General features: G+C 29.2%; 20 protein-coding genes. 3 read left to right on the plus strand and 17 right to left on the minus strand.

Translation table 11 applies throughout. The annotated features are described in order from the left end of the window. Window positions 1-279: 279 nt before the first annotated feature. The 13 genes from BQ9840_RS05225 to BQ9840_RS05285 form a co-directional block, all read right to left on the minus strand. Window positions 280-708 carry a histidine phosphatase family protein gene (locus BQ9840_RS05225; RefSeq protein ID WP_077368756.1) on the minus strand — a complete coding sequence of 143 codons (429 nt, stop codon included), beginning with the start codon at window positions 706-708 and terminating at the stop codon, window positions 280-282. An 81-nt stretch (window positions 709-789) separates the two neighbouring features. Next, window positions 790-2,109 carry an RNA-guided endonuclease InsQ/TnpB family protein gene (locus BQ9840_RS05230; RefSeq protein ID WP_200804879.1) on the minus strand — a complete coding sequence of 440 codons (1,320 nt, stop codon included), beginning with the start codon at window positions 2,107-2,109 and terminating at the stop codon, window positions 790-792. A gap of 13 nt (window positions 2,110-2,122) precedes the next feature. After that, window positions 2,123-2,218 carry a MerR family DNA-binding transcriptional regulator gene (locus BQ9840_RS05235; RefSeq protein ID WP_077368356.1) on the minus strand — a complete coding sequence of 32 codons (96 nt, stop codon included), beginning with the start codon at window positions 2,216-2,218 and terminating at the stop codon, window positions 2,123-2,125. A 171-nt stretch (window positions 2,219-2,389) separates the two neighbouring features. Next, on the minus strand, window positions 2,390-3,469 hold the full coding sequence (locus BQ9840_RS05240; protein ID WP_077368758.1) for a hypothetical protein: 1,080 nt from the start codon (window positions 3,467-3,469) through the stop codon (window positions 2,390-2,392). Window positions 3,470-3,512: 43 nt separating this feature from the next. Next, window positions 3,513-4,373 (minus strand): CPBP family intramembrane glutamic endopeptidase, encoded by an 861-nt coding sequence (locus BQ9840_RS05245; protein WP_077368760.1) that lies wholly within the window; start codon window positions 4,371-4,373, stop codon window positions 3,513-3,515. 817 nt (window positions 4,374-5,190) lie between these two features. Beyond that, a complete protein-coding gene (locus BQ9840_RS05250) occupies window positions 5,191-6,465 on the minus strand; it encodes an RNA-binding domain-containing protein (protein WP_234978624.1) in 1,275 nt (424 codons plus the stop codon). Window positions 6,466-7,178: 713 nt separating this feature from the next. After that, window positions 7,179-7,646 carry a GNAT family N-acetyltransferase gene (locus BQ9840_RS05255; RefSeq protein WP_077368762.1) on the minus strand — a complete coding sequence of 156 codons (468 nt, stop codon included), beginning with the start codon at window positions 7,644-7,646 and terminating at the stop codon, window positions 7,179-7,181. A 669-nt stretch (window positions 7,647-8,315) separates the two neighbouring features. Then, window positions 8,316-8,984 carry a class I SAM-dependent methyltransferase gene (locus BQ9840_RS05260; protein ID WP_077368764.1) on the minus strand — a complete coding sequence of 223 codons (669 nt, stop codon included), beginning with the start codon at window positions 8,982-8,984 and terminating at the stop codon, window positions 8,316-8,318. A 17-nt stretch (window positions 8,985-9,001) separates the two neighbouring features. Next, entirely contained in the window at window positions 9,002-9,907 is a 906-nt protein-coding gene (locus BQ9840_RS05265; RefSeq protein WP_077368766.1) for a class I SAM-dependent methyltransferase, read from the minus strand. Between the two features lie 53 nt (window positions 9,908-9,960). After that, entirely contained in the window at window positions 9,961-10,482 is a 522-nt protein-coding gene (locus tag BQ9840_RS05270; RefSeq protein WP_077368768.1) for a cyclase family protein, read from the minus strand. 2 nt (window positions 10,483-10,484) lie between these two features. Further along, the gene (locus tag BQ9840_RS05275) at window positions 10,485-10,871 is read right to left on the minus strand and encodes a zinc ribbon domain-containing protein (RefSeq protein ID WP_200804880.1); all 387 of its coding nucleotides are present in this window, start codon (window positions 10,869-10,871) and stop codon (window positions 10,485-10,487) included. Between the two features lie 56 nt (window positions 10,872-10,927). Continuing rightward, window positions 10,928-11,386, minus strand: coding sequence for a flavodoxin family protein (locus tag BQ9840_RS05280; RefSeq protein ID WP_077368770.1), 459 nt, complete (start codon window positions 11,384-11,386; stop codon window positions 10,928-10,930). 229 nt (window positions 11,387-11,615) lie between these two features. Beyond that, a complete protein-coding gene (locus BQ9840_RS05285) occupies window positions 11,616-12,968 on the minus strand; it encodes an ABC transporter permease subunit (RefSeq protein ID WP_159436082.1) in 1,353 nt (450 codons plus the stop codon). A 148-nt stretch (window positions 12,969-13,116) separates the two neighbouring features. Between BQ9840_RS05285 and BQ9840_RS05290 the strand changes: the two genes are divergently transcribed. Beyond that, on the plus strand, window positions 13,117-14,028 hold the full coding sequence (locus BQ9840_RS05290) for a helix-turn-helix domain-containing protein (protein ID WP_077368775.1): 912 nt from the start codon (window positions 13,117-13,119) through the stop codon (window positions 14,026-14,028). Between the two features lie 79 nt (window positions 14,029-14,107). Here the strand turns inward: BQ9840_RS05290 and BQ9840_RS05295 are convergent, their stop codons facing one another. From BQ9840_RS05295 to BQ9840_RS05315, 4 genes are all read right to left on the minus strand, one after another. Next, window positions 14,108-15,460, minus strand: coding sequence for an ABC transporter permease subunit (locus BQ9840_RS05295; RefSeq protein WP_159436083.1), 1,353 nt, complete (start codon window positions 15,458-15,460; stop codon window positions 14,108-14,110). Window positions 15,461-15,471: 11 nt separating this feature from the next. After that, window positions 15,472-16,644: an ABC transporter permease subunit gene (locus BQ9840_RS05300; RefSeq protein WP_159436084.1), complete on the minus strand. Its 1,173-nt coding sequence runs from the start codon at window positions 16,642-16,644 to the stop codon at window positions 15,472-15,474. Continuing rightward, window positions 16,641-17,561, minus strand: a complete 921-nt coding sequence (locus BQ9840_RS05305) for an ABC transporter ATP-binding protein (protein ID WP_077368781.1) — start codon at window positions 17,559-17,561, stop codon at window positions 16,641-16,643. The genes BQ9840_RS05300 and BQ9840_RS05305 overlap by 4 nt, the downstream gene beginning before the upstream one ends. 366 nt (window positions 17,562-17,927) lie before the next feature. Further along, window positions 17,928-19,445, minus strand: a complete 1,518-nt coding sequence (locus tag BQ9840_RS05315; RefSeq protein ID WP_077368785.1) for an IS1182 family transposase — start codon at window positions 19,443-19,445, stop codon at window positions 17,928-17,930. 535 nt (window positions 19,446-19,980) lie between these two features. On the opposite strand from BQ9840_RS05315, the gene BQ9840_RS05320 reads away from it, so the two are divergent. Beyond that, window positions 19,981-21,786 carry an ABC transporter ATP-binding protein gene (locus BQ9840_RS05320; protein ID WP_077368787.1) on the plus strand — a complete coding sequence of 602 codons (1,806 nt, stop codon included), beginning with the start codon at window positions 19,981-19,983 and terminating at the stop codon, window positions 21,784-21,786. Window positions 21,787-21,798: 12 nt separating this feature from the next. Further along, window positions 21,799-23,622: an ABC transporter ATP-binding protein gene (locus tag BQ9840_RS05325; RefSeq protein ID WP_077368789.1), complete on the plus strand. Its 1,824-nt coding sequence runs from the start codon at window positions 21,799-21,801 to the stop codon at window positions 23,620-23,622. Window positions 23,623-23,634 lie beyond the last annotated feature (12 nt).

The raw sequence follows: 23,634 nt of genomic DNA on the forward strand, positions 1-23,634 counted from the left end.
TTCTTCTTGTATTTCTCTACGTAATGCATCAAATATATTTTCATATTCTCTTACTTACCCAGCAGGAATTTCAATTAATCCATTCTCCAAATTATCATCTTTTTATATCTTTCTTGTATTAAAATATGCAAAACACCATTAATATCTTTTTCAATTATTGCACCTACAGCTGGTTTTGCAAATATCTCCATTCAATTTACCTCCATAAAATAATATTTACTTACTCATTTTTTAAAAAATAAATAAATTTACCTTAAAGTCTATAAATCAATAATCTTGCTAAATTTCAACTTCCTCAATACTCTCAAGCTGCATATCACTGAACTTAAAACATAAGATATATGGCATTTTATCAACAATTTTCAAAAAATCAGCATGTCCAAAGTCTGAATTGTAATAATTAATAATTGTACTTAACGCAGTGCCATGAGTTCCAATAACTACACTTTTCCCTAAGTTATTTTTTATAATATTTAAAATCGCAGTGACATTGCGTTCTTGAACTTCTCTTAAGGATTCCCCTCCCAAAAGTTTAAAATCAAAATCTTGCCACTGTTTTTCAGAAAATCCTCTAAAATCTTCTACCCATTCACCAACTCTACGTTCACATAAATCATTGTCAGTTATAATTTCAAGTTCACTATTGTCTGCAAAATCTTTTATCGTATCAACAGCTCTTTTATATGGACTTGAATAAGCGGCAGCAATACCGTTCTACAAAACCTACTCAAATATATCAAAATATATTTATACAAATAGATTTTGCTCAAGAAGTATCACCTTCTCGATTTAATTCATCCATATATTAGATTTCTCTAACGTATGGCCAGTAAATAGAATTTTACTTTTTTTAAAATTCCATTTAGATGTATATGTTGAGTTGTATAAATCCCAATCAACATAGTCCGAACCAGACAATAATTTATCTTTTTTAGCTATATTAACACTACTGTTTATATCTCTTGATAATTTAGTTTTACATTTTTGACATGTAAATTCTCTTATCTGTGGATCTTTTTTTTCTTTATTTCCACATATACAACAATTTTTAGTTGTATCTTTTTCGTCTACTTTTGAATAGTGTTTACCGCTTCTTTCCATTACCCATTTTAGTATGTTTCTAAATTCTCCTATTATTTCTTGATTTAACATGCTTCTATGCATATTATCATAAGTTGCAGTATTAAGACTAGGAGTATAGTCTCCTATTGCTACATAGTCATAGTTTTTTGCTATCCAATTAGCAATGCTATAACAACTTGACTTTATTTGTTCTCGTCTCTTGTGGTAAGCATTGTCTAATGCTTTATTTAGCTTTGTCCATCTTTTGCTTGGTAGGTAATAGCTTCTCCCTGTTTCTGTTTCTATTAGTTTTGATTTTCTGCTGCATAAATCTCTCTTTGATTTTATTTCATCTATTACCTTGTCCCAATATTTTGTTTGTGGCAGTTTTTCAAATTCATAACTTACTCCAGTATTGTCTATGGCTACAAAGAAGTTTTTATGATTTTGGTCTATTGCTATCCATTTGTTTGTTTCTTTTTTGTCTATGTCTTTTCTTTCTATACAAAATATTGCATAGAATTTGTTGCCTTGTTGTTTGCATAATCTGAAGTTTTTTATTTTGTCTGTGTTTCTTAAATTTAAATTTTCTTTTAGTTTTCCTATTACTTTTATTCTTTTATTTTCTTTATTTATTCCTAAGGTTATTTGTAAATTTTTGTTTTCTATTAGTTTAAAGCCTTTGTTTGGTTCATCATAATATAGTGAAAACCAATGTTTTTTCCATGATTTGAATTTAGGATATCCTGTTTCATTGTTGAAAAATTTTTTGTATGTTTCTTTCAGTCTTATTGCTGTGTTTTTGAGTGGTGATGAATGTACTGTATTCAAAAAAATAAACTCTTGTTTTAGTATTGGAACTTGATTTCTTAAGTTCCTTCCTGTCAAGAGTTTTTTGTCATTATTATTTTCTTTATAATCTTTTATTGTCATTTCCAAAAGATAATTGTATAGCCAATTACATATTTTAGATTGTCCATCTAGAATTAATTCATCTTGTTTTGTAAAGATAACTTCTATTTTTCTATTGAATATCATTACATTCATTCACCGCCTTCGGCTATTTGAATAGTTCATCTTCCCATCTTCTTAGAGTTGATTTTGCAACTCCTAAATATTCACTTGCTTCTTTTATAGTAAGTTTTATGATAATCACCCCTTACTATAAAGTATAGTATAAATTTATTTAATATGCAATGTTTTTAAGTAATTTTAATTAGTTTTAAGTATACTGTTTTAAAACCCCTTGATATCAGATATTCATTATTCTATAGTAGACAGATAATTTTTAATCAAATAACTTTAATACAGTTATTTAATATATATTTTATCTAAATTTCACTTCTTCTTCTTTTATATCTCTTAAATAATACTTCCCACTAACATTGTAGCTACAATATGTAGAGTCATTTATTATTTTGATTAATTCTTTAATATCGCCTTCAAATTCTATAGGATAACTTTGTTCTAAATCATTTATTTGATACTTTAGCTGTTGAAATTCTTTTGATTCTCTTATTGCATCAATTAAAACCATATATTTCATATTTAAAGATTCTTCCTTATTTTGTTTTAAAAACTCTCTAAACTTATTGGAACGAAAATCCTCTTCAATTTTCTCTTGCAATTCCTCTTCTCTGTATTTCAATGAGGCCGTGTCTACAATTATATAATCTCCTACAACTTCAAATACCTTATCTACATCAATAAAATGATCCAATACAAAATATCTATCATCCGTTTGTTTCCCTTTTTCTTTTATTTCACCACTCTCTATAACTTTAACCTTTTTACCTACAGCCATTTCATTTTGAAGTCCACCGTCATAAGATATCTCATAATGAGTCCCTTCAGCTAAATATACTCCCTTATTATCTATCCATGAAAAAACAACACAATCTTTTATAGGTATCAAATTATTATTATTTAAATCATATATACTATCAACAATATATACATAATTACCATCACTACTCCATTGAATTTTATACTCATCAAAACTCCATATAGAGTATGGATTCGTAGTAATATCCTTGTAATTTTCATATATAACTTTTTCACTATCATCATATACTAATATTAACTTTTTATCTTCAGTACAATAAATCTCTTTTTTCCCATCTTGAGATTGACTAATTTTGTATCCATCTATATTTTTGTTCGTATCCACACTATTTGGTACTTGCTGAACATTTACAGATTTAGAACATGACATTAATAATACAGTTGTCATTGTCAATATTATTAAACTTAATAGCCTTCTTTTCATTTTATTTATATCCCCCCCAACAGAATAACAATAAGGTTCTCTGCTACTTTTAACCATCAAAATTTTGTTTTCACATATAATAATTGCTCCGACTCTGTAATTAAATTTACCTTGTTCTGTTCTAAAAGTACAATCCATAATAATTTCACCTCTTTAAATTATCCCAATTATCCCTTTATTTTTATTGCTCTCCCTCATTATGTAACAATAACAATGCAACCATAATAACTATCCAGTAACCAATTACAGCAATAATAGATGACTCAACTCCAAATGAACCACCTGTCAAAATAGCTGATTTAGATAACATCTTATAAGAAAAAATAGCCTCTGTATTATGTTTAATGTTAATATCTAGAATATCACCAATCATAATAAAATTCCACATTCCATGTACCAATGCACTAGACCAAATTGAACCACTTTGATATACAATCAAGGAAAACATAATACCTACGCTTGTCCCTGCTATTAACAGTAATATTATATCTCTCAAGTTCATATCTATGTTTATAATATGCAAAAGTGCAAAAATAACCGATGGAACGATAACAGCAGCAAACCTTCCCCAACGTTCTTCTACCATCCTCATAATAAAACCTCTGAATACCATCTCTTCAACAACTCCAGCACTAATTCCAGCACCAAACAATGCAACAAGAATAATGTTTGTAATTTTTGATACGTTCATACTATTTGCTACAAAAATTCCTGTTGTACACATTAAAGCACAAGACACACCAACTGGCAATAGTAATGCACATAAAGCCCATACTGGACTTACTTTTGGTTTAGTAATACGGCAATCTTCTAATTTAATGTGAATTACTTTTTCACAATATAACTTAATAAGTCCATAAGTTATTCCAACATAAATAACGCAGTTTAAAAATGCCATAATACCCTCTGGTAGTGGTAAACTATATGCAATACTACCTATGACACTTGAAAAAATTAGTATGCCTATCCCTGTAATTATATGCCTTAGCGCTTTAGATCTATTTAAATTCACTCTAACATTTGTTTCTTTTTGTTTACACATTTTTTATCCCCTTTTTTATTAAAATTTTGCTCCTATATACTTAAACGTTTTATTTAATGACTTTATTGCACTTTTAAGTAATCATATATAATTATTTTTGTTTTTCATCTATATATTTGCTAAATTTCAACTTCTTCAATACTCTCAAGTCCACTATTCTCTGCAAAATCTTTTATCGTATCAATAGCTCTTTTTATGAACTAGAATATATAGCAGTAATATCCCTATTTATCAATACATTGGCAACTTTTTTCTCTCTTTACCTCCACCTCACTATTCCAACACCTGTTGTATTTCCTTGTTTTGATCGAAATTACTTGCAGAAATTCGTCCCTGTTTCCTCAAAAATTTCTCTTTTTATTGTCTGTTCAATCTATTCACCAGAAACCATACCCATACCAAGAAGTCCCCAGTTCCACAGGCTGGTTCGGATGGAAAATTGGGTTTTTCTTATGATTTTATTCTGTTTTCATGTTTTGAATATAAATTTAGAGAGAACTAGTTTATTGATTAATTATCTCTAAGGTTGTTGTTTACCATATTCAATGGTACTTATTGTTTTTTGAGTTGCCAAGATTTATTCATGTCATTACTTTGACACGAGGGGTTATACTTGGTAGTTAGTTATTTGCTGATTTAGAAAAAAATAAGGTGTTAATATTTTTCATGGTAAGACGTTTGATATAAAAAATGTGTAATAGGTGCGGGACGGCAAAGCCATCCCCTACATATGATAAAACCAATATTGTAGGGGCGACCTGTGGTCGCCCGTTGTACGTCATATAATCCAACATATATTCATTAATAAATAAAAACACTATTTTAGTCTATAAGTTGTTCCAGGCCCTTTGCCTAGTTTTTGTACTATATTTTTATCTATAAGATTATTTATTATCCTGAGGGTCTTGGATTTGTTAAATCCTAATTTTTTATCTATTTCTCCCCTTGAAAGTTCTATTTCATCTTTCAATATATTAAGGATAAGAAACTCTTCTTCTGATAAATCTAATTTATTAATATCTATAACTGGTAATCGTATACATATACTATTTCTACTAATATCAAAACTTGGTTTAGATAAACTACCTTCATATTCTTTATTTATTCTCGTTATCCCTGTTCCAAATTTCTCTATAATATCTAATCTATAAAATACACCTGCTATTATAGGGTTTCGTAATACTGAAATATTCCCATATAAATACTCATTCGTAGAAATACCTTCTGGTAATCCTCCAGGTGAATTTATTTCTATTCCATCTTCATACATGGATATTTGTATATACGTGTTTATATCCCAAACTCTATGAACTATTGCATTAGCTAGAGATTCTCTGAAAGCTTCCCTGGGAATTAGTTCTTTTTTTACTCTTTTATACCCTTCTATTTCTTCATATTGATAGTATTGTTCAAAAATTTCTATTGCTCTATCATATTGAGATAATAAAGATTTTTGACTAATCGTTTCTCTATATAATATTTGACTAATATCTTTCCCAAATCTTACTATATCAAGTCCAGAAAACTCCATGTTGTTATTGTCAGCTAATAATTCTGCTGCAGTATTATAATATCCATCTTTATTATACAAGTTTAAAGTTTTTAAAATATCTAAATTTATATTTTCTATTCCTGCCTTTTCTTTTAATTTAGATTCTAATTTCTCGAAATTTAAGTCTTGGGATGATGACCTTCTCTCTTCATAATCCATATTTATTCCTTCAATAGCCAATCTCCTTAATTCAAATCTATCTACCTCTAAAGTAGAAGTATCTGATCTTTTATAAGCTTTTCCTTTGTAGTAATATGGAGTATCCCTACCTTTCATAACATTTAATATGATAATAGTCTTTTCATCTATTTTTTCCACTCCTATTTTAAAACTTGGAGCTGGGTCCATGGAATCATTTATCATATTCTCTATCCTTAGGCATTCATCTTCTACATGGTCCATTCCTACTAAATTACCATTATCATCTATCCCAAATATAATCTGTCCGTCATTATAGTTTGAATATGCACTAACTGTTTTCAAAAATGTCTTAGTTATCTCTTTTTTAAATTCTAGATTAAACTTTTCTCTCATTCCCATTATAATTACCTCCCCAACATCTATAATCAAATTTTATCATAGATATTTAGCCCTTGCAACGATGTATAAAATCGTTATATATATCGTTGCATTTTAAAACGACTATTTGATTATCGTTGCACAACGATTAAGGCGATATTTATGTGCTTTATTTATTAAATATTACTTTATACCTTTTTTAAAATTATTAAGGATAGAACTTCAAACCCATTGATTTATCTCTACTTCGTGCAAGTGTCATTATTATAGCACGTTCCCCACAGGCAGGGTCGGATGGAAAACACGTTTTTTGTAGGCTTTATTGCTATTTTTATAATTATAGATATAAGTTTACAGAGAACTAGTTTATTGATTAATTATCTCTAAGGTTGTTGTTTACCATATTCAATGGTACTTATTGTTTTATTAAATTCTTTCTATTTTTTCATGTCATTACTTTGACACGAGGGGTTATACTTGATAGTTAGTTATTTACTGATTTTGAAAAAATTAAGGTATTAATATTATTTATAGTAAGACGTTTGATATAAAAAATGTGTAATAGGTGCGGGACGGCAAAGCCATCCCCTACATATGATAAAACCAATATTGTAGGGGCGACCTGTGGTCGCCCGTTGTACGTCATATAATTCTACTATCATGTAACAAAATAAGTTATTTTATTTTGCTTTAATTAATATCTTTCATACAAAAACTATCGTTCATATAATCTTTTATAAAGCCTTAATCATAATCAGGCATGGATTCCACTCATCACACAGTGTTGGAAATACCTCTAATTTGGAAAAACCAAGGTTTTTATAAAAAGCAACGGTTTGATCATATTCTTTATAATGTCCCTCATCTACAGTTTTTACCTGCAAATACTTATACCTACTTTTTGCATACTGCTCTAAAGCAATATACAATTGTTTTCCAATACCCATTCTATGATATGCTTTTTTAATTCCCATACAATACAATTCTCCAGTTTCCTTACTGCTTTCACTTAAAACAATAAACCCAATGGTTTCCTTATCATTTCTTGCTACCCATAAGGGTAATTGTCTTGAATCTTCAATATATCTTTTAATGCTTTCTGGTAATCCAAACCACTCCGGCAAATCCAATAGCACCTCTGAAACGATCTCTTCCTTTTCTTCTGGATCATCTATTTTTATAATATTAAAACTATTTCGCATAATTATCCTCCTATTCTAATATTCTTACATAACGTTTCTCCATTGTAGATATGCACATCTCGTTTATTTCTACAATTAATAACTTTCTGAATAGCCAGTAACTATATGAAATTTACTTATATTATAGAATCTATCATATTGTTAATGCTTATTTCCACAGACCTTCCTCCTCCATAACAAAATAGGAATATTATATAACATCTTTATAAAAATTATAACTTTAATACTATGTTAATCTTACTTTTCACAAGCAACATACCAAATACTGTTGCCTATAAAACCACGTTTCCTATATAAATTAAATAAATTATTGATATTATTACAATCTCCAGAGACTGCTGCAAGTTTTGCTTTCCCTTTCATCCTAATTAACAATTCATTAACTAAAGATTGGTCAAAACCTTTCCTTCTATACTCTGGTACAATTTCTTAAAAAATTAATTGAATCCTCATTGAGTGGATTTCTAAACGTTTTAATTTATATATTATCAATAATGTTGCAAAAATAAATATCAATAACACTGTATTATCTCCGTACTTTTTTTGTTAACTCTTGAACTTGAATCATATTCTTCATACCTATTTTCCCTCCTCTGAAAGAAATTTAATACTTATATCTGCAATATGTCTAACATTCCAGTTAAAAATCTGTAAACATTTATCTTAATACTATCTATTTCTTAAATAATACATCCGATTTATAATATTAAATTGCTTGAAATTAATCTCTTCATATTTTTCAATAATAAAAAATGGATCTATAACTTTTTCTATCATTTCATTGCTTAGGTTCCATAAGTACAACCCTGTATTTTCTTTATAAAATTCATTAGAGATTTTAGTAAACTCATATTCTTTTCTTTGTTCCCTAGTAATATATGGGTTTAACTTTAATAGAATCTTACCATTAGGTTTAACTATTCTATGTATGTTTTTAATTAATTCTTTTGAATCTTCAGGTATTAAATTATCTAAGATATTAAATAAAATAGCACTTTCATAGCTATTATCTTTAATTTCGTTCAACTTTTCTAATCCACCACAAATTACTTCAGCTCTATCTTCATATTTGAATTTTTTTATGACACTTTTAGCTATCTCTATTGCATTATTACATATATCTATTCCACGAACATATTCCATTCCTTTATCTAAACAACGACATATTACTTTTCCATTCCCACAGCCAAAGTCTATTGTAGATTGATTGCTATCTACAAGCCAACTTAACCCGTTCTCAATTTCTTGTATTTGTATTTTTTCAACAGGATTATATTCCTGAGTCTGTCCAAAAACATTATCCCAATATTTTATTGTATCTTTATATTTATTTATCATTTTAATCCCTCTTTAATTTAGTTTTCAACCATTCCAGATACCACATGTAATAATAAAATAGTATAATCCCAAATATATTTTCTTTTCTTTATCAATTCCAACCTTTTCCCAAATCTCTCTTCAATTAATTGTTTTAATTCTTTCACTTCTTTATCTGATAGTCCATTTTTATTTTGATATAAACCCATATTTACAACTTCCAATAGTTGCTCTTTTTGGGTCTCAAATATTACAACTTTTTCATCATAACTATTTCTTGCATCATCGATAGCTACAGGAATAGCAATTCCATCAACTTGAATGTCTTTAAAACCAAGTTCAGCAAACAATGTAGGCAATTCTACAGGATCAGGCCAGTATTTCCCTACATTATATTTTTTATACATTTCATCTGTTCCTTTAAACAACTTGTCCAAAAGTTCCATTTCACGTTCACTTTGTTTTGGTAATAACTTAGGTTCAGTTTTAATATATTTATCAGGCCTTGCACACATTACAGAAACTCTTCCATTAGGCTTACATACTCTTTTTTGTTCTAATAAAAATTCCCTATTGGGTACATGCTCTATTACAGTATGGGATATACAAGCATCTACTGAATTGTCTTCTAATGGAAGTTTTAGTGCATCACCTTCTAAATAGCTTATATTGTACATATTTTGTTTTCTTGCTTTTTCTTTAGCGTAATTTATGAATGTTGTATCTCTATCTATACCTATTATTTTAGTTTCGTTTCCTAGCCAACTAGATAGTTTCCTAGTTATTGCACCAGGACCACAACCAACATCAACTATAGTCATTCCTTCTTTAAGTCCAACAATATTCAAAAATAAATCCTTTCTATCATTTCTAAATCTTAATTCTCTACTTAAATCAAGCATTAAAACTCCTTGTATATTTTCTGACCAAATATTATTTTCCATACTATTCCTCCAATTAAATTAATAAAATAATAAATACTGCCCTTCTTCAAATATTAATTCTCAATAATAGCTATTGCTCTCACTGGAGAACCATCTCCAGATTTAATATTTAGTGGTAATCCATAAAACATAAATGTTTTGCCTTTTGGTATTAGTTCTAAATTAATTAAATTAGTATAAGTAATAATTTCTTTACCTAATAAAGCTCTCTCTAAATCTTCTGATATATTTCCACCTACAAATCCTGGATTTGAATTGATTATTCTGTCTAACTCTTCTATTCCTATCTCTTCAATAAAAAACAATCCTACTTCCTTTGGCCAGTCTTGACATACTTCAACAACTTGTGCTTTACCAAAAAACCTCTCAATAGGTATCTCATCTAATGTTTGTTTTCCTTCATGCATATGAGAAAATGCATCTACATGAGTTCCTGTGTGTGATCCCATATCTAAACGTCTTAATTCCCATGTATCCCTTTCATATGTATGAACTACGTCAATACTCACTTCTGGATCTCCTTGAAAAACATCCATACCTGTATATAATGGTATGGATAAATCAATAATTTTCATATTTATTCACCTCGTATGTTCTTTCCACACTTTGGGCAAAAGGAATAATCACTTTTAATAGTAGCACCACAATATGGGCAATAATTATCATCTGCTTCTCTCTTTATAAATTTATCAGAAGGGTCACCTTCTTCAGATGAATCTGTTATATCGTATTCAGAAAACCTATTTTCACTAGTAGCATTTTTATAATGATATACTGCTTGAATAATGCCTACTATTACGAAAATAATCCCAAATAACGGAAATATGCTTCCTTCAATCCCAAATGGAGAACCTGCTGTCATACTAAAAGCCATAATTGTCCAAAATATACCGAAGATTATTGCAACTACAGATCCTATAAAGGACATTCCAGATGGACCACGTCCAGGTTTAATACTTTTCATAATCATACCTCCATTAATAATAAATTTAAAACTCAATAAATATTCTTCCCTCGGTACTAACTTACTAACTTTCGCAGCATCATCTCAGCAAAATCCTGAGCCTTTTTTATATCTTCCTCATTAGGTCTCCCCTTACCAATGCCTCCAATAAATTTAAATGGTCCAAAGGTGTCATAGCCCTTACAACTGAAACTTCCAATTACGACAATTCCTTTTTCTTTTAATTTTTCTTCAATGGATTTGTTGTAACTTTTTTTCTCCATACTACTAGTTGAAAAAACAAATGACTTTTTATTAGCTACACTTGGTAACTTTTCAATTAAATTAAACATAGTTTTATGAAATTTACCACCATATATTCCTGAGCCAAAACCTATTAAATCATAATTTTGTAGTTCATTAATACTTACGTCAGTTACATTAATAATATCTGCATTTAGCGTTTCTGCCATAGCTCTGCCTATCTTTTCTGTATTCCCATGATGTATTGAAGCATAAATTATTAAAGTTTTCAAATTTATTCACCCCTATTAACCTCGTTCCTTACATATTCCACACTTTTTGTAAATATCCTTTTTATTTATTCATAAATACTTATATTATATTTCCTAACGATAAAGAAATAGCCACAACTTCTTGAAAACAAAAGGTTGCAGCTATTATTTATCAAAATATATCTTCCCCTGTGCTAACTCACTAACTTTTCCTTAAACTCTTTGGGACAAGGAACCTGTCCCCCCGTCCCTATATATCCTGTTTACTAAAACGCCAATAGCCAATAATATTAAAAATAATTGTTCCAACTAAATATAGTGTAAACACCTGCCAATAAGTTACAAGTCTATATCCTGCCGGAATTAGCCCTACATTCCCAAGAGATGGCAAATCAAATACTGTATTAACAAATGGTGCTCCTATCATCCCCGGGATAAAACTAAGTACCAATATTCCTATACTCACGCTTTGAGCAACAAAAGTTTTTTTGAAAATTGCCGATATCATATACCCTAAACTCAACCAAAACAATATTCCCATTAATATTAACGAAAAAGATATCAATAAATATTTCCATAGGGGAATAAGTTTAATAGTTTCAAATACCTTATTTACTCCCCCTTTTAATATATACTGTGATAGACCAACTGGTGTTGTTTGTGCTGGGTTTAAACTGGTCGTATAAGATTCTACATCAGGGTTCCATCCCGTCATAATCTTTTTATTACATAATACTGGATAAGAAATCCCATCGAAACCTTCAGCGAAACCTGTTATCAATGTCATCAATAACAATGGTATTAATAGAATTAGAATGATTGTGATAAAGTTATTGACAAATATTCGCCTGTAGCAGCTTAATCTGTTATGAGAAATTGACAATTCAGTTTTGAGATAGTCTTCACTTCTAGCCTGTCCTAAACCACTAGACCCCAACATAAGAGCAATGATAAAAACAATTAAGGCAAATCTTTTAGAAAAAATATTATAAATAAATGAAAAAGGTTTAGTTGAATAATAACTTTGATTTGACAATCCCTTATTTAGCAATTCATAATCATGATTAAAAAGATAAATCCACATTAGTTTCGCCTTATCATATACGTATTTTCTCCAAAGTTTTAAATCCTTAAATTCAGGAAAATCCAACTTTGCCCTTATTTCATCATATTCCTTGCCAAAATACTGTCTAGGACTGGGGATTAGTCTTCTCTTATCATTCATGTTATTTACTTCTTCCCAATCACTATTAAACTCAGTATCTCTATTCCATAGTAGCAAACTGTCCCTAGCTCTGTTTAGCAAGAATTCTCTTTCATCTCCATTTTTTAATGCTGAATCAATATCTTTTACCACCTGAAGTATATATCTATAATATTCTTTTACTACCTCAGGTTCATCTTGTTTCGAATGAGAATAATATTCCATTTCATAATAATTTGTTAAGTCTTCATACATCCAATGATTTACCTTTAAATACTCATCTTTTCTTCCTCTGAAATATGAACGCATAACCACTAGATAAATAAATACAAAAAGTAATAATACAAAAAATTTTTTGTCTCTAAAATTCAATTTTAATGAAGCTTTAATTTTATCCACTATAATCCCCCTTACATATCACTATTCTCGAGAAATCTTTTCCCTTTACATCATCCTTATTTGCTTATATAATATATAATAATCAAGGTAATTATAACCAATTTTAAATCAGGTTTATCCTCAACCTAATTCCAAGGAGGCGAATACTTTGTATTGTAATCTTCAAAACTTTGGAGAAGAAATACGTAGCATTAGAACTAATTTAGGATTTACTAAAAAATATGTCTGCGAAATCTCGGGAATCCATGAAGATACCTTACGAAATATTGAAAATGGTAGAGCAATCCCTATGCAAAAAACTTTAGATTTACTTTCTCCAATATTAAAAAAAGATTTAAATAAACTTTTACTAGATTATAGACTAAATAATTATTCTGCCTTAGAAAAAATAAAAAATACATTAGAATCTAAAATAGATAGAAATGAATTTGAAACTTTATCAGAAGAATTAAATAATTTAAAAGCTTTATCCAAAATCGAATCAAATAGCTATTTTGTCGATCTGATAGAACAATATATATTACTCATAGAATCTATAATATTAAATAAAAAGTATAATAAAATTAATGAATCCCTTGACAAATTAGTTGAAGCTATTAAAATTACCACTGATAATTTTTCAATAGATAACTATAATAATTTCGTATACAGTTCTATAGAAATAAGAATTCTAATGAACATAGCTCTATTGATTAGCAAATTTGAATCCACCGAAAAAAGTCTTGAAATAATGAATTTCTGTATGAAATCAGTAAAGCCAAACGAAGAACTTTATCCCAAAATATGCTATTACCTCTCATATACTTATCACAATCTTAATATCCATAAAAATGCTTTAAAATACTCAGATTTAGGAATAAAATATTGTATGCAATATAGAAACTATAATGGATTAAACCTTTTATACTTTAGAAAAGCGATTGCTGAATATCTTCTTGGATATAAATCTTATATAGCTCCTCTTAAAAAATGTATATATTTTTGTGAAGTATTAGAACAATATGAATTGAGAGATTTGCTTATGTCAAATTGTAAAAAGCTTTATAATATAGATATTTAAATCCTTTATAAAGAGGAGATAAAATTATGTCTCCTCTCTAAAATTATCTTTCTGGGACAAGGAACCTGTCCCCCCGTCCCTATATATCCTGTTTACTAAAACGCCAATAGCCAATAATATTAAAAATAATTGTTCCAACTAAATATAGTGTAAACACCTGCCAATAAGTTACAAGTCTATATCCTGCCGGAATTAGCCCTACATTCCCAAGAGATGGCAAATCAAATACTGTATTAACAAATGGTGCTCCTATCATCCCCGGGATAAAACTAAGTACCAATATTCCTATACTCACGCTTTGAGCAACAAAAGTTTTTTTGAAAATTGCCGATATCATATACCCTAAACTCAACCAAAACAATATTCCCATTAATATTAACGAAAAAGATATCAATAAATATTTCCATAGGGGAATAAGTTTAATAGTTTCAAATACCTTATTTACTCCCCCTATTGATATTAATTGCGATAGACCAACTGGTGTTGTTTCTGTTGGGTTTAAACTGGTCGTATAAGATTCTACATCAGGTTTCCATCCCGTCATAATCTTTTTATTACATAATACTGGATAAGAAATCCCATCGAAACCTTCAGCGAAACCTGTTATCAATGTCATCAATAACAATGGTATTAATAGAATTAGAATGATTGTGATAAAGTTATTGACAAATATTCGCCTGTAGCAGCTTAATCTGTTATGAGAAATTGACAATTCAGTTTTGAGATAGTCTTCACTTCTAGCCTGTCCTAAACCACTAGACCCCAACATAAGAGCAATGATAAAAACAATTAAGGCAAATCTTTTAGAAAAAATATTATAAATAAATGAAAAAGGTTTAGTTGAATAATAACTTTGATTTGACAATCCCTTATTTAGCAATTCATAATCATGATTAAAAAGATAAATCCACATTAGTTTCGCCTTATCATATACGTATTTTCTCCAAAGTTTTAAATCCTTAAATTCAGGAAAATCCAGCTTTGCCCTTATTTCATCATATTCCTTGCCAAAATACTGTCTAGGACTGGGTATTAGTCTTCTCTTATCATTCATGTTATTTACTTCTTCCCAATCACTAGTAAACTCAGTATTTCTATTCCATAGTAGCAAACTGTCCCTAGCTCTGTTTAGCAAGAATTCTCTTTCATCTCCATTTTTTAATGCTGAATCAATATCTTTTGTCACCTGAAGTATATATCTATAATATTCTTTTACTACCTCAGGTTCATCTTGTTTCGAATGAGAATAATATTCCATTTCATAATAATTTGTTAAGTCTTCATACATCCAATGATTTTCCTTTAAATACTCATCTTTTCTTCCTCTGAAATATGAACGCATAACCACTAGATAAATAAATACAACAAGTAATAATACAAAAATTTTTTTGTCTCTAAAATTCAATTTTAATGAAGTTTTAATTTTATTCACTATAATCCCCCTTACATATCACTATTCTCGAGAAATCTTTTCCCAATAAGATTTATTAGAATATTTAATAGTAGCAATATCATCCCAAGATACATAACATTTTTATTTGAAAATACTGCTTTTAGATTAAGAAAAGAAAATGGCCATATCCTCCAAAACAAAGATTGTTCTAAGAATACCTCACGGAATGAATAGTCCATTATAAACAAAGAAATCATAATTATTATAATATTAGCTCCATTTTTAAATATTTGAGATAGCAATAAAGTTAAACTTATAGTAAATACTATTCCCAATATAATAGCTGGTGTCATTTGAGTTATAGCACTACTCCAAGGTACCATACTTGTTTCACCATATTCCACAGGATATATTGTACTCCCAAAGCCATTTACCAAAGTTGCCACAATAGTAGACATTCCTAATAGGATTATGCTTATCACAAGGGCATTTAATATTGAAAACAGGCACTTTGAGTTAAAAATTTTGTTTCTCCTATATTCTTTTGTATACAATGATTTGTAAGCACCAGTTTCAAAATCTAATGAATACATATCATAAAATAATAGAATTAGTAATATAGCCCAAATCAATGAAAAAGGATATTGAATTTGCAGCAATAAAAAGTTTTGTCCTGTTGCCTCAAATGGTGACTCAAGGGGAACAATGTTGTTATCTCTTAAATACTTAAGTCTATTTAAATCTTGGGTTAATTGTTTTTCACTTACATCAACAAGTATATATGAGTTTTTACTAATTAATTCAAAATTATCCAATTGAAATTTTCTCCTTTTAATTTCAATTGATAATCTTTCAGGTTTATCATAATTTCGTTGTAATTCTTTATCATATTCCAACAACTTTTCATATATATCAAGCGTTTTTAATAATTCTTCTTTTTGTTCATTTAGTTGTTCTATGAATTCTTCATCAGCATTTTTATTTGCCATTTCCTCTTTTATAGCATCTTCAGTCATATATATTTGATTCTTTAAAGATTTGACTCTATTCTCTATCTCAAAGCTTTCCATACTTAAATTTTCTTTATACTCTTGAACACTTTTTAAGTTTTGATATTGAAGTAGAAGTACAGAAAGACTCAATATTATGGCGAAAAATATTATAGTGAAAATTGTACTTTTTCGCCAAAATTTTTTTCTTTCAAATACTAGTAAACTTTTCAAACCAATTCCTCCTCATATATCAATCGATAAAGTTCTTCAATTTCATCTGCTACTGGTAAAACTCCATAAATATTAAGTTGCTGAAGTAAAACATTTTGCATTAATTTGGATAAATCCTCCACATTGTTTATAAAGACTACCACATCAGATTCATTAAGATAGTATCTTGATATAAGTTTATCTGTTTTCATTTTTTCAAAACAATTTTTAATATTATCAAAATTTTTAGACATTTCATCTTTGTTTAATAGTATTTTATATACTTTGTTACCATTACTTATATCATGTAAAGAATCCACTAGTTGTCCATTTTTTATGAAAATCTTTCTTGTTACTAGTTTTTCTAATTCCATTAGTTGATGGGATGATATTAATATTCCACATCCAGAACTTGCCAAGTTGACTATTTCTTCTCGAAATGAAAATACTCCTTCTGGATCAAGTCCATTAAATGGTTCATCTAAAATCAGATAATCAGGTGATGATAAAAGTGTAATTCCAAATGCTAGTCGTTGTTTCATTCCCATTGAATAGTTTTTTGTCTTCTTTTCAAGGCCTTTTCCTAAATTAATTAATCCAATAATTTCTTCGATTTTTTCATTTTCTACTTTATTAAGTGAAGCAAATAGTTTAAGATTTTCTAACCCACTGAGGTTGTGATATAATCCTGGTGCTTCAATCATTGCACTGACCTTTTTTAAAGATTCGTGTTTTTTTGGATTAACAGGTTTTCCTTCAACTAAAATTTCACCTTTGTCTGGATAAACTAGTCCTACCATACATTTCATTGTGGTAGACTTTCCAGAACCATTGGGTCCAATAAAACCAACAATTTCGCCCTTATTAAGCTCAAAATCGATTCCATTTAATACGGTATTTTTACCATATCTTTTAAATAGGTTTTTTACTTCTATCATAAGCTAACCCTCCTTGTGATTTTGATAAATCTATTTTCCATTACTTCCTACTTTTTATTATATAGTAAAAAAAAGTGATTTCAACTAGATCGTGTTCCAGTTTTCCCATTAATCCATATATGAAACGCATGCGTAAAATATACTTCTTTATGGTTTATTTGTACAATCATATCATGATATATTTCTTCATGCCATTCATTACTTAAGAAATTTACTTTATTAAAAAGGTTCTCAAACTCAGCTATCTTTTCTTGACTAAGAACACCTCCATTATTGTACGCTTTTAAACTTTGGGACAAGGAACCTGTCCGAGGCCACTGAAAAAGTGCCCTTTTAATAACACCTTAATCCTAAAATAATTATTTTCTAATAAAATACCAATTTAAATCTAAAAAACTTCATAATAAAAGAGAATTTAGAGGATAGTATGCTTGCTATCCTCTTTAAATTAACTGCTATTGCAGTTAATTTTGCTTGCGTGGACATGCTTCTTAAACCGTACCCTCGAGCACGGTTTAATCCATGATGATTTTTCATTTCACCATTTTTCCCTTCATGGCAAGCTCTTTTTTTGTATTTTTCTTTGAATCCATCTGTTTTTTGTTCTTGGCTGTATCCATAAAATTCAGGAGTGTTTATACCTACTTCAAGAATCTTACCAATATTTTTGCCAGTTTTGCACTCTTCTCTTTTACTACAATTCCTGCACTTTTCCTTTTCAAAGTAATATTTATATGTCTCTTTTCCGCTTTTGTCTTTTCTATGTTTTTTTCTTATTGTTATGTTTCCTTGGCTACAAAACCATTCATCTGAATCTTTGTTGTAACTAAATATTTCTTCATCTATTTTATATGACATTTCACTTATTGGGATATATGCCTTTGCTTCTATTTCCTTTATTTTATCTAATATGGGCTTTCTAAAATATGCTTTATCTCCAAAGACTTCTTCTACTTTTAGACCTGTTTGATTAGTCAATTCTATTAATTTATCAAAGTTTGTTCCATCTACATATTCTCCACTTTTTACTGTTACTGCTGTTATTATCCTCTCATCAGTTGTCATCATAAATTCTGTTTTATATCCAAAAAAACGTTCTGTTTTACTTTTATGCCCGACTCTTGCTTCTTGGTCAACTATTGATCTAACTCCTCTTTGTTCTATGAATTTTGGATCTTTTAATATTTCTTTTGCATTTTCCAAAACTTTTATTGTTTTAGGATTTTCCTCTTGATTAACAATGTTTTCAACTTTTTCAATTTCTTTTTCAAGATAATCCTTCATAGTTTTCTTTGCTTCTTTATGATTTTCAATTTGTTTGTAATCTGGAATATCTTTATCTATATTTTTAGGTAGTTCTCCTGATTCTTCTTCATAAGTTTTAAATATTTTCTTTGCTAAGTGTTTTATTACTCTTTCAGGAGTAGCTTTGAAAGTATTAGCTTCTGTATGGGTTGCATCTATGCTAATACCAGTATCTTTAATTATTCCTTTTTCTATGCACTGTCTTACAATTTCAGTTATTATTTGATCTAATGTTATATCATTTAATCTATGTACTCTAAATTTAGATAGTAAACTTGAATCTGGCAAATCGTCATCTGGATTTATTCCTAAAAACCACATAAATGCTAAGTTTAATGAACATTCTTCAATTAGCTTTTCATCCGACAAATTGTACAAGTACTGTAATATCAAAAGTCTAATCATAAGTTCAGGGTCCTTAGCTGGCCTTCCATAGTATTTGTTGTATGATACTTCAAGTAGTTTCGTTACAAAACTTAAGTCTATAGCTTTATTTATTAATTTTAATGTATGATTTTCTGGTATTTTATTATATAATATTGAGTAGATGCTTAATTGATTATTTTTGCCTTTAAGCATTGCAAATCCTCCTTTTGGTTATGTTTTCTTATCAATTACATTATACCAAATTAAGGAGGATTTTGCTTTTCTATTTTATATTTAATTCATCTTACATATTATTACATCGTTTTTCAGTGGCCTCGAACCTGTCCCTACGTCCCTAAAAAAACACTCTGCTATATTACAATTGTGTTACAAATGAAAATAATGGTTGAATTTTCCCAAAAATAAGAATAGAATAGACAATGTACTAAATAATAAAGGAGGTCTGGATGATGATAGTAATAAGCATAGTACAAATCAAAGAAAATTTAAGTTCAAAATCCACGACCTATGATCGTTTTTGATTGAATACATAATTCATTAGAATATCAAAAACCATAGGTATGGTTGCCTATGGTTTTTTTATGCGCATTAATAATGCCTAGATTTATACTCTTATACAGTCTTTTTGTATATATCAGGTTTTTATTTTATTGCACGTTGTAGCCATGGGTATACTGACTTATTAGTCTAATAGCCCATGGCTATTTTGTTTGACAGGAGGGATATTGTGAAAGGACTAAAATCGATTTTTAAATTTATGAAAGGAAACAAACACATTTATGTTCTAAGTATTGTATCTATTATTTTGGCAACATTCTTTACAATACTAGGACCACTATTAATAAGACTTACTATTGACTCTATCATTGGTAATGAAACTATTAATAAAGAAATACTTTTGAAACTAGTAGATTTTCTTGGAGGAAAAGAATATCTAAAAAGTAACATTTGGATAATAGGATTAATACTTATAGGTTTGACAGCTTTAAGAGGACTATTTTTATATTTGAAAAATACTCTTTCTAGCAAAGCTTCAGAAAATACTGCAAAAACTATAAGAGAAGAAATGTATGATCATATACAAAGACTTCCTTATGAATACCATGTAAATGCAGATACTGGGGATTTAATTCAAAGATGTAGTTCAGATGTAGAAACTATAAGGCGTTTCTTAGCAGTTCAACTAGTAGAAATAGGTGGTTCTATTTTTACTTTGGCATTTATATCCTATGTCATGTTTAACTTAAATGTTAAACTTGCATTAGTATCTATGGCTGCTGTACCAATTATATTTATATTTGCCTTTGTATTCTTCTCAAAAATACAAAAAGTATTTCTTGAAACTGATGAGGCAGAGGCAGAATTATCTACAGTATTACAAGAAAACTTAACTGGTATTAGAGTTGTAAAAGCCTTTGCAAGACAAAATTTTGAAATCGCAAAATTTAGTGAAAAAAATGAAAAGTTCAAATATTATATATGCAAAATAACTAGACTAATGGCTTGGTATTGGTCAATATCTGACCTTATTTGTATGTTGCAAATAGGAGCTGTAGTTATAGTAGGTAGTATGTGGGCAGCTAATGGAGAGCTATCTTTAGGTACATTGGTTGTATTTATTACCTATGAAGGTATGCTACTGTGGCCTGTTAGGCAAATGGGAAGGATACTTACAGATATGGGAAAATCAATAGTTTCTGTAAATCGTATTGAAGAAATACTTAATGAGCCTATAGAAATTGCAGAAGAAAACTTCCAAAAACCTAATATAGATGGAAATGTTAGTTTTGAGGATGTTTACTTTGAATATGAAAAGGGAAAACCTGTGTTAAAGGGAGTCTCCTTTGATGTAAAGAAAGGAGAAACTATAGCTATACTTGGACCTACTGGTTCTGGTAAGAGTTCATTGGTACATCTTCTTCCAAGACTATATGAATACAATATGGGTTCTATAAAAATTGATGGTATAGAACTGAAAAACATTGATAAAAAATGGGTTAGAAAAAATATAGGATTAGTTCTTCAAGAACCTTTTCTGTTTGCTAAAACAGTTAAGGATAATATAAAGATTGCAAATTCTAAACTTGAAGATAGAAAAGTATATGAAGCAGCAAAGATAGCTAGTATACACGAAGATATTGTATCTTTCGACAAGGGGTATGACACTCCTGTAGGAGAAAGGGGAGTTTCTCTTTCTGGAGGTCAAAAACAACGTATAGCTATTGCAAGAACTATAATCAACGAATGTCCTATAATTGTTTTTGATGATTCCCTAAGTGCAGTAGATACAGAAACAGATATTGCTATTAGAGAAGCACTGAATAAAAGGAAAAATAAATCCACAACTTTTATTATCTCCCATAGGATATCTACAGTAATGGAAGCAGATGAAATCATAGTAATAGACAAAGGTAAAATCGTTCAAAAGGGAACTCATGAAAGCTTAATAAAACAAGATGGTCTATATAAAAGAGTGTATAATATTCAAAACTCAATTGACCAAAATGTTGAAAAAGTAAATATAAGAGGATAAGAGGTGGTATTGATGGATGAAATGAAAGAAGAAATAGTTAATGAAAAAATTAACTTTTCATTTTGGAAAAACTTTTTAATATATGCTAAGCCTTATAAAAAAAGCTTTATTTTCTTAGCTATTGTTAATGCTGGAGTAGGTATAATTGATGCTCTATTTCCACTTCTAAATGGTAAAGCCATAGATGATTTTGTAGTCAATGGAACTACCGCTGGTTTGGGGAAATTTGCAACAATATATATATCACTAGTATTGATTCAAGTAGTAAATGTATGGTTTTTCATAACTACTGCAGGTAAAATTGAAGCAAATATAGCTTATGATATAAGAAAGATTGCATTTGAAAAACTACAAGTACTTTCCCTGTCTTACTATGACAATAAAGCTGTTGGTTGGTTAATGGCTAGAATGACTTCTGATATCAATAGGCTTAGTGAGACAATATCTTGGGGGCTTATTGACTTTGTTTGGGGATTTACAATGATGATATGTATTGTAGTTATAATGTTTTCATTGAATGTAAAACTAGCCCTTATCACTCTTGCTGTAATTCCTCCATTGGCCATAATAAGTGTCTATTTCCAAGAAAAAATACTTGTAGCCTATAGGAAAGTAAGAGCGATTAATTCAAGAATTACAGGCGCTTTCAATGAAGATATCTCTGGCGCAAAAACTACTAAGACATTAGTTAGAGAAGATGAAAACTTACAAGAATTTACTAAATTAACTAGTGAAATGAAAGAAAGTTCTGTAAAGGCTGTAACAATATCCTCCATATATTTACCAATAGTATTGCTATTAGGTAGTATAGGTACTGCTCTTGCACTTAATTTTGGCGGTAAAGGTGTTGCTCTAAATATAATAAGCTACGGAGTATTGGTATCCTTTATTAACTATACTATACAATTCTTTGAACCTGTAAGGCAAATGGCTGCAATATTTGCAGAATTGCAATCAGCACAAGCTTCAGCAGAAAGAGTCTTTTCTCTAATTAACGAAGATTTAGAAATAGAAGACAATATAAAAGTAACAAATAAGTATGGAGACTTTTTCAATCCTAAAAGAGAAGCTTGGCCTGAAATAAAAGGAGAAATAGAATTTAAGAATGTTTCATTTTCATATAATACTGGAGAAGAAATATTAAATGACTTCAATCTACATGTAAAACCAGGAGAAACTATTGCCCTTGTAGGTGAAACTGGATCAGGAAAAAGTACCATAGTTAATCTTCTCTGTAGATTCTATGAACCAACAGAGGGAGAAATATTATTTGATGGTGTTGACTATAGAGAAAGACCTCAAATATGGCTTCATGAAAATTTAGGATATGTTCTCCAATCTCCACATCTTTTCAGTGGAACTATAAAGGATAATATAATGTATGGAGATCTAAATGCTAGTGAGCTAGATATAATAAGAGCGAGCAAACTTGTTAATGCTCATGATTTCATAATGGAACTAGATAAGGAATATGATACTGAAGTTGGTGAAGGAGGAAATCTCCTTTCTACTGGACAAAAACAGCTTATATCCTTTGCTAGGGCAGTTTTAAGAAATCCAAAAATATTTGTATTAGATGAGGCAACTTCATCTATAGACACTGAAACAGAAAAGATAATTCAAGACACTATCCAAAAAGTATTGAAGGGAAGAACTAGTTTCATAATAGCCCACAGGCTTTCTACTATAGTAAATGCTGATAGAATACTGGTAATCAAGAAAGGCAAGGTAATTGAATCTGGAAACCACAGAGAATTAATGTCTAAGAAAGGTTACTATTATAGACTATATACAAATCAATTTGTAGAAGAACAAAGCAAAGTAATATTAAACTAAAATAAAAGCACC

Source organism: Anaerosalibacter sp. Marseille-P3206 (genome assembly GCF_900155565.1).
Taxonomy (GTDB): Bacteria; Bacillota; Clostridia; order Tissierellales; family Sporanaerobacteraceae; genus FUHM01.

Coding starts and splice junctions, on each gene's coding strand:
- BQ9840_RS05230 (WP_200804879.1), bottom strand. CDS start 2,109: ATGAATGTAATGATATTCAATAGAAAAATAGAAGTTATCTTTACAAAA.
- BQ9840_RS05240 (WP_077368758.1), bottom strand. CDS start 3,469: ATGGATTGTACTTTTAGAACAGAACAAGGTAAATTTAATTACAGAGTC.
- BQ9840_RS05245 (WP_077368760.1), bottom strand. CDS start 4,373: ATGTGTAAACAAAAAGAAACAAATGTTAGAGTGAATTTAAATAGATCT.
- BQ9840_RS05250 (WP_234978624.1), bottom strand. CDS start 6,465: ATGGGAATGAGAGAAAAGTTTAATCTAGAATTTAAAAAAGAGATAACT.
- BQ9840_RS05255 (WP_077368762.1), bottom strand. CDS start 7,646: ATGCGAAATAGTTTTAATATTATAAAAATAGATGATCCAGAAGAAAAG.
- BQ9840_RS05260 (WP_077368764.1), bottom strand. CDS start 8,984: ATGATAAATAAATATAAAGATACAATAAAATATTGGGATAATGTTTTT.
- BQ9840_RS05265 (WP_077368766.1), bottom strand. CDS start 9,907: ATGGAAAATAATATTTGGTCAGAAAATATACAAGGAGTTTTAATGCTT.
- BQ9840_RS05270 (WP_077368768.1), bottom strand. CDS start 10,482: ATGAAAATTATTGATTTATCCATACCATTATATACAGGTATGGATGTT.
- BQ9840_RS05275 (WP_200804880.1), bottom strand. CDS start 10,871: ATGAAAAGTATTAAACCTGGACGTGGTCCATCTGGAATGTCCTTTATA.
- BQ9840_RS05305 (WP_077368781.1), bottom strand. CDS start 17,561: ATGATAGAAGTAAAAAACCTATTTAAAAGATATGGTAAAAATACCGTA.
- BQ9840_RS05315 (WP_077368785.1), bottom strand. CDS start 19,445: ATGCTTAAAGGCAAAAATAATCAATTAAGCATCTACTCAATATTATAT.
- BQ9840_RS05325 (WP_077368789.1), top strand. CDS start 21,799: ATGGATGAAATGAAAGAAGAAATAGTTAATGAAAAAATTAACTTTTCA.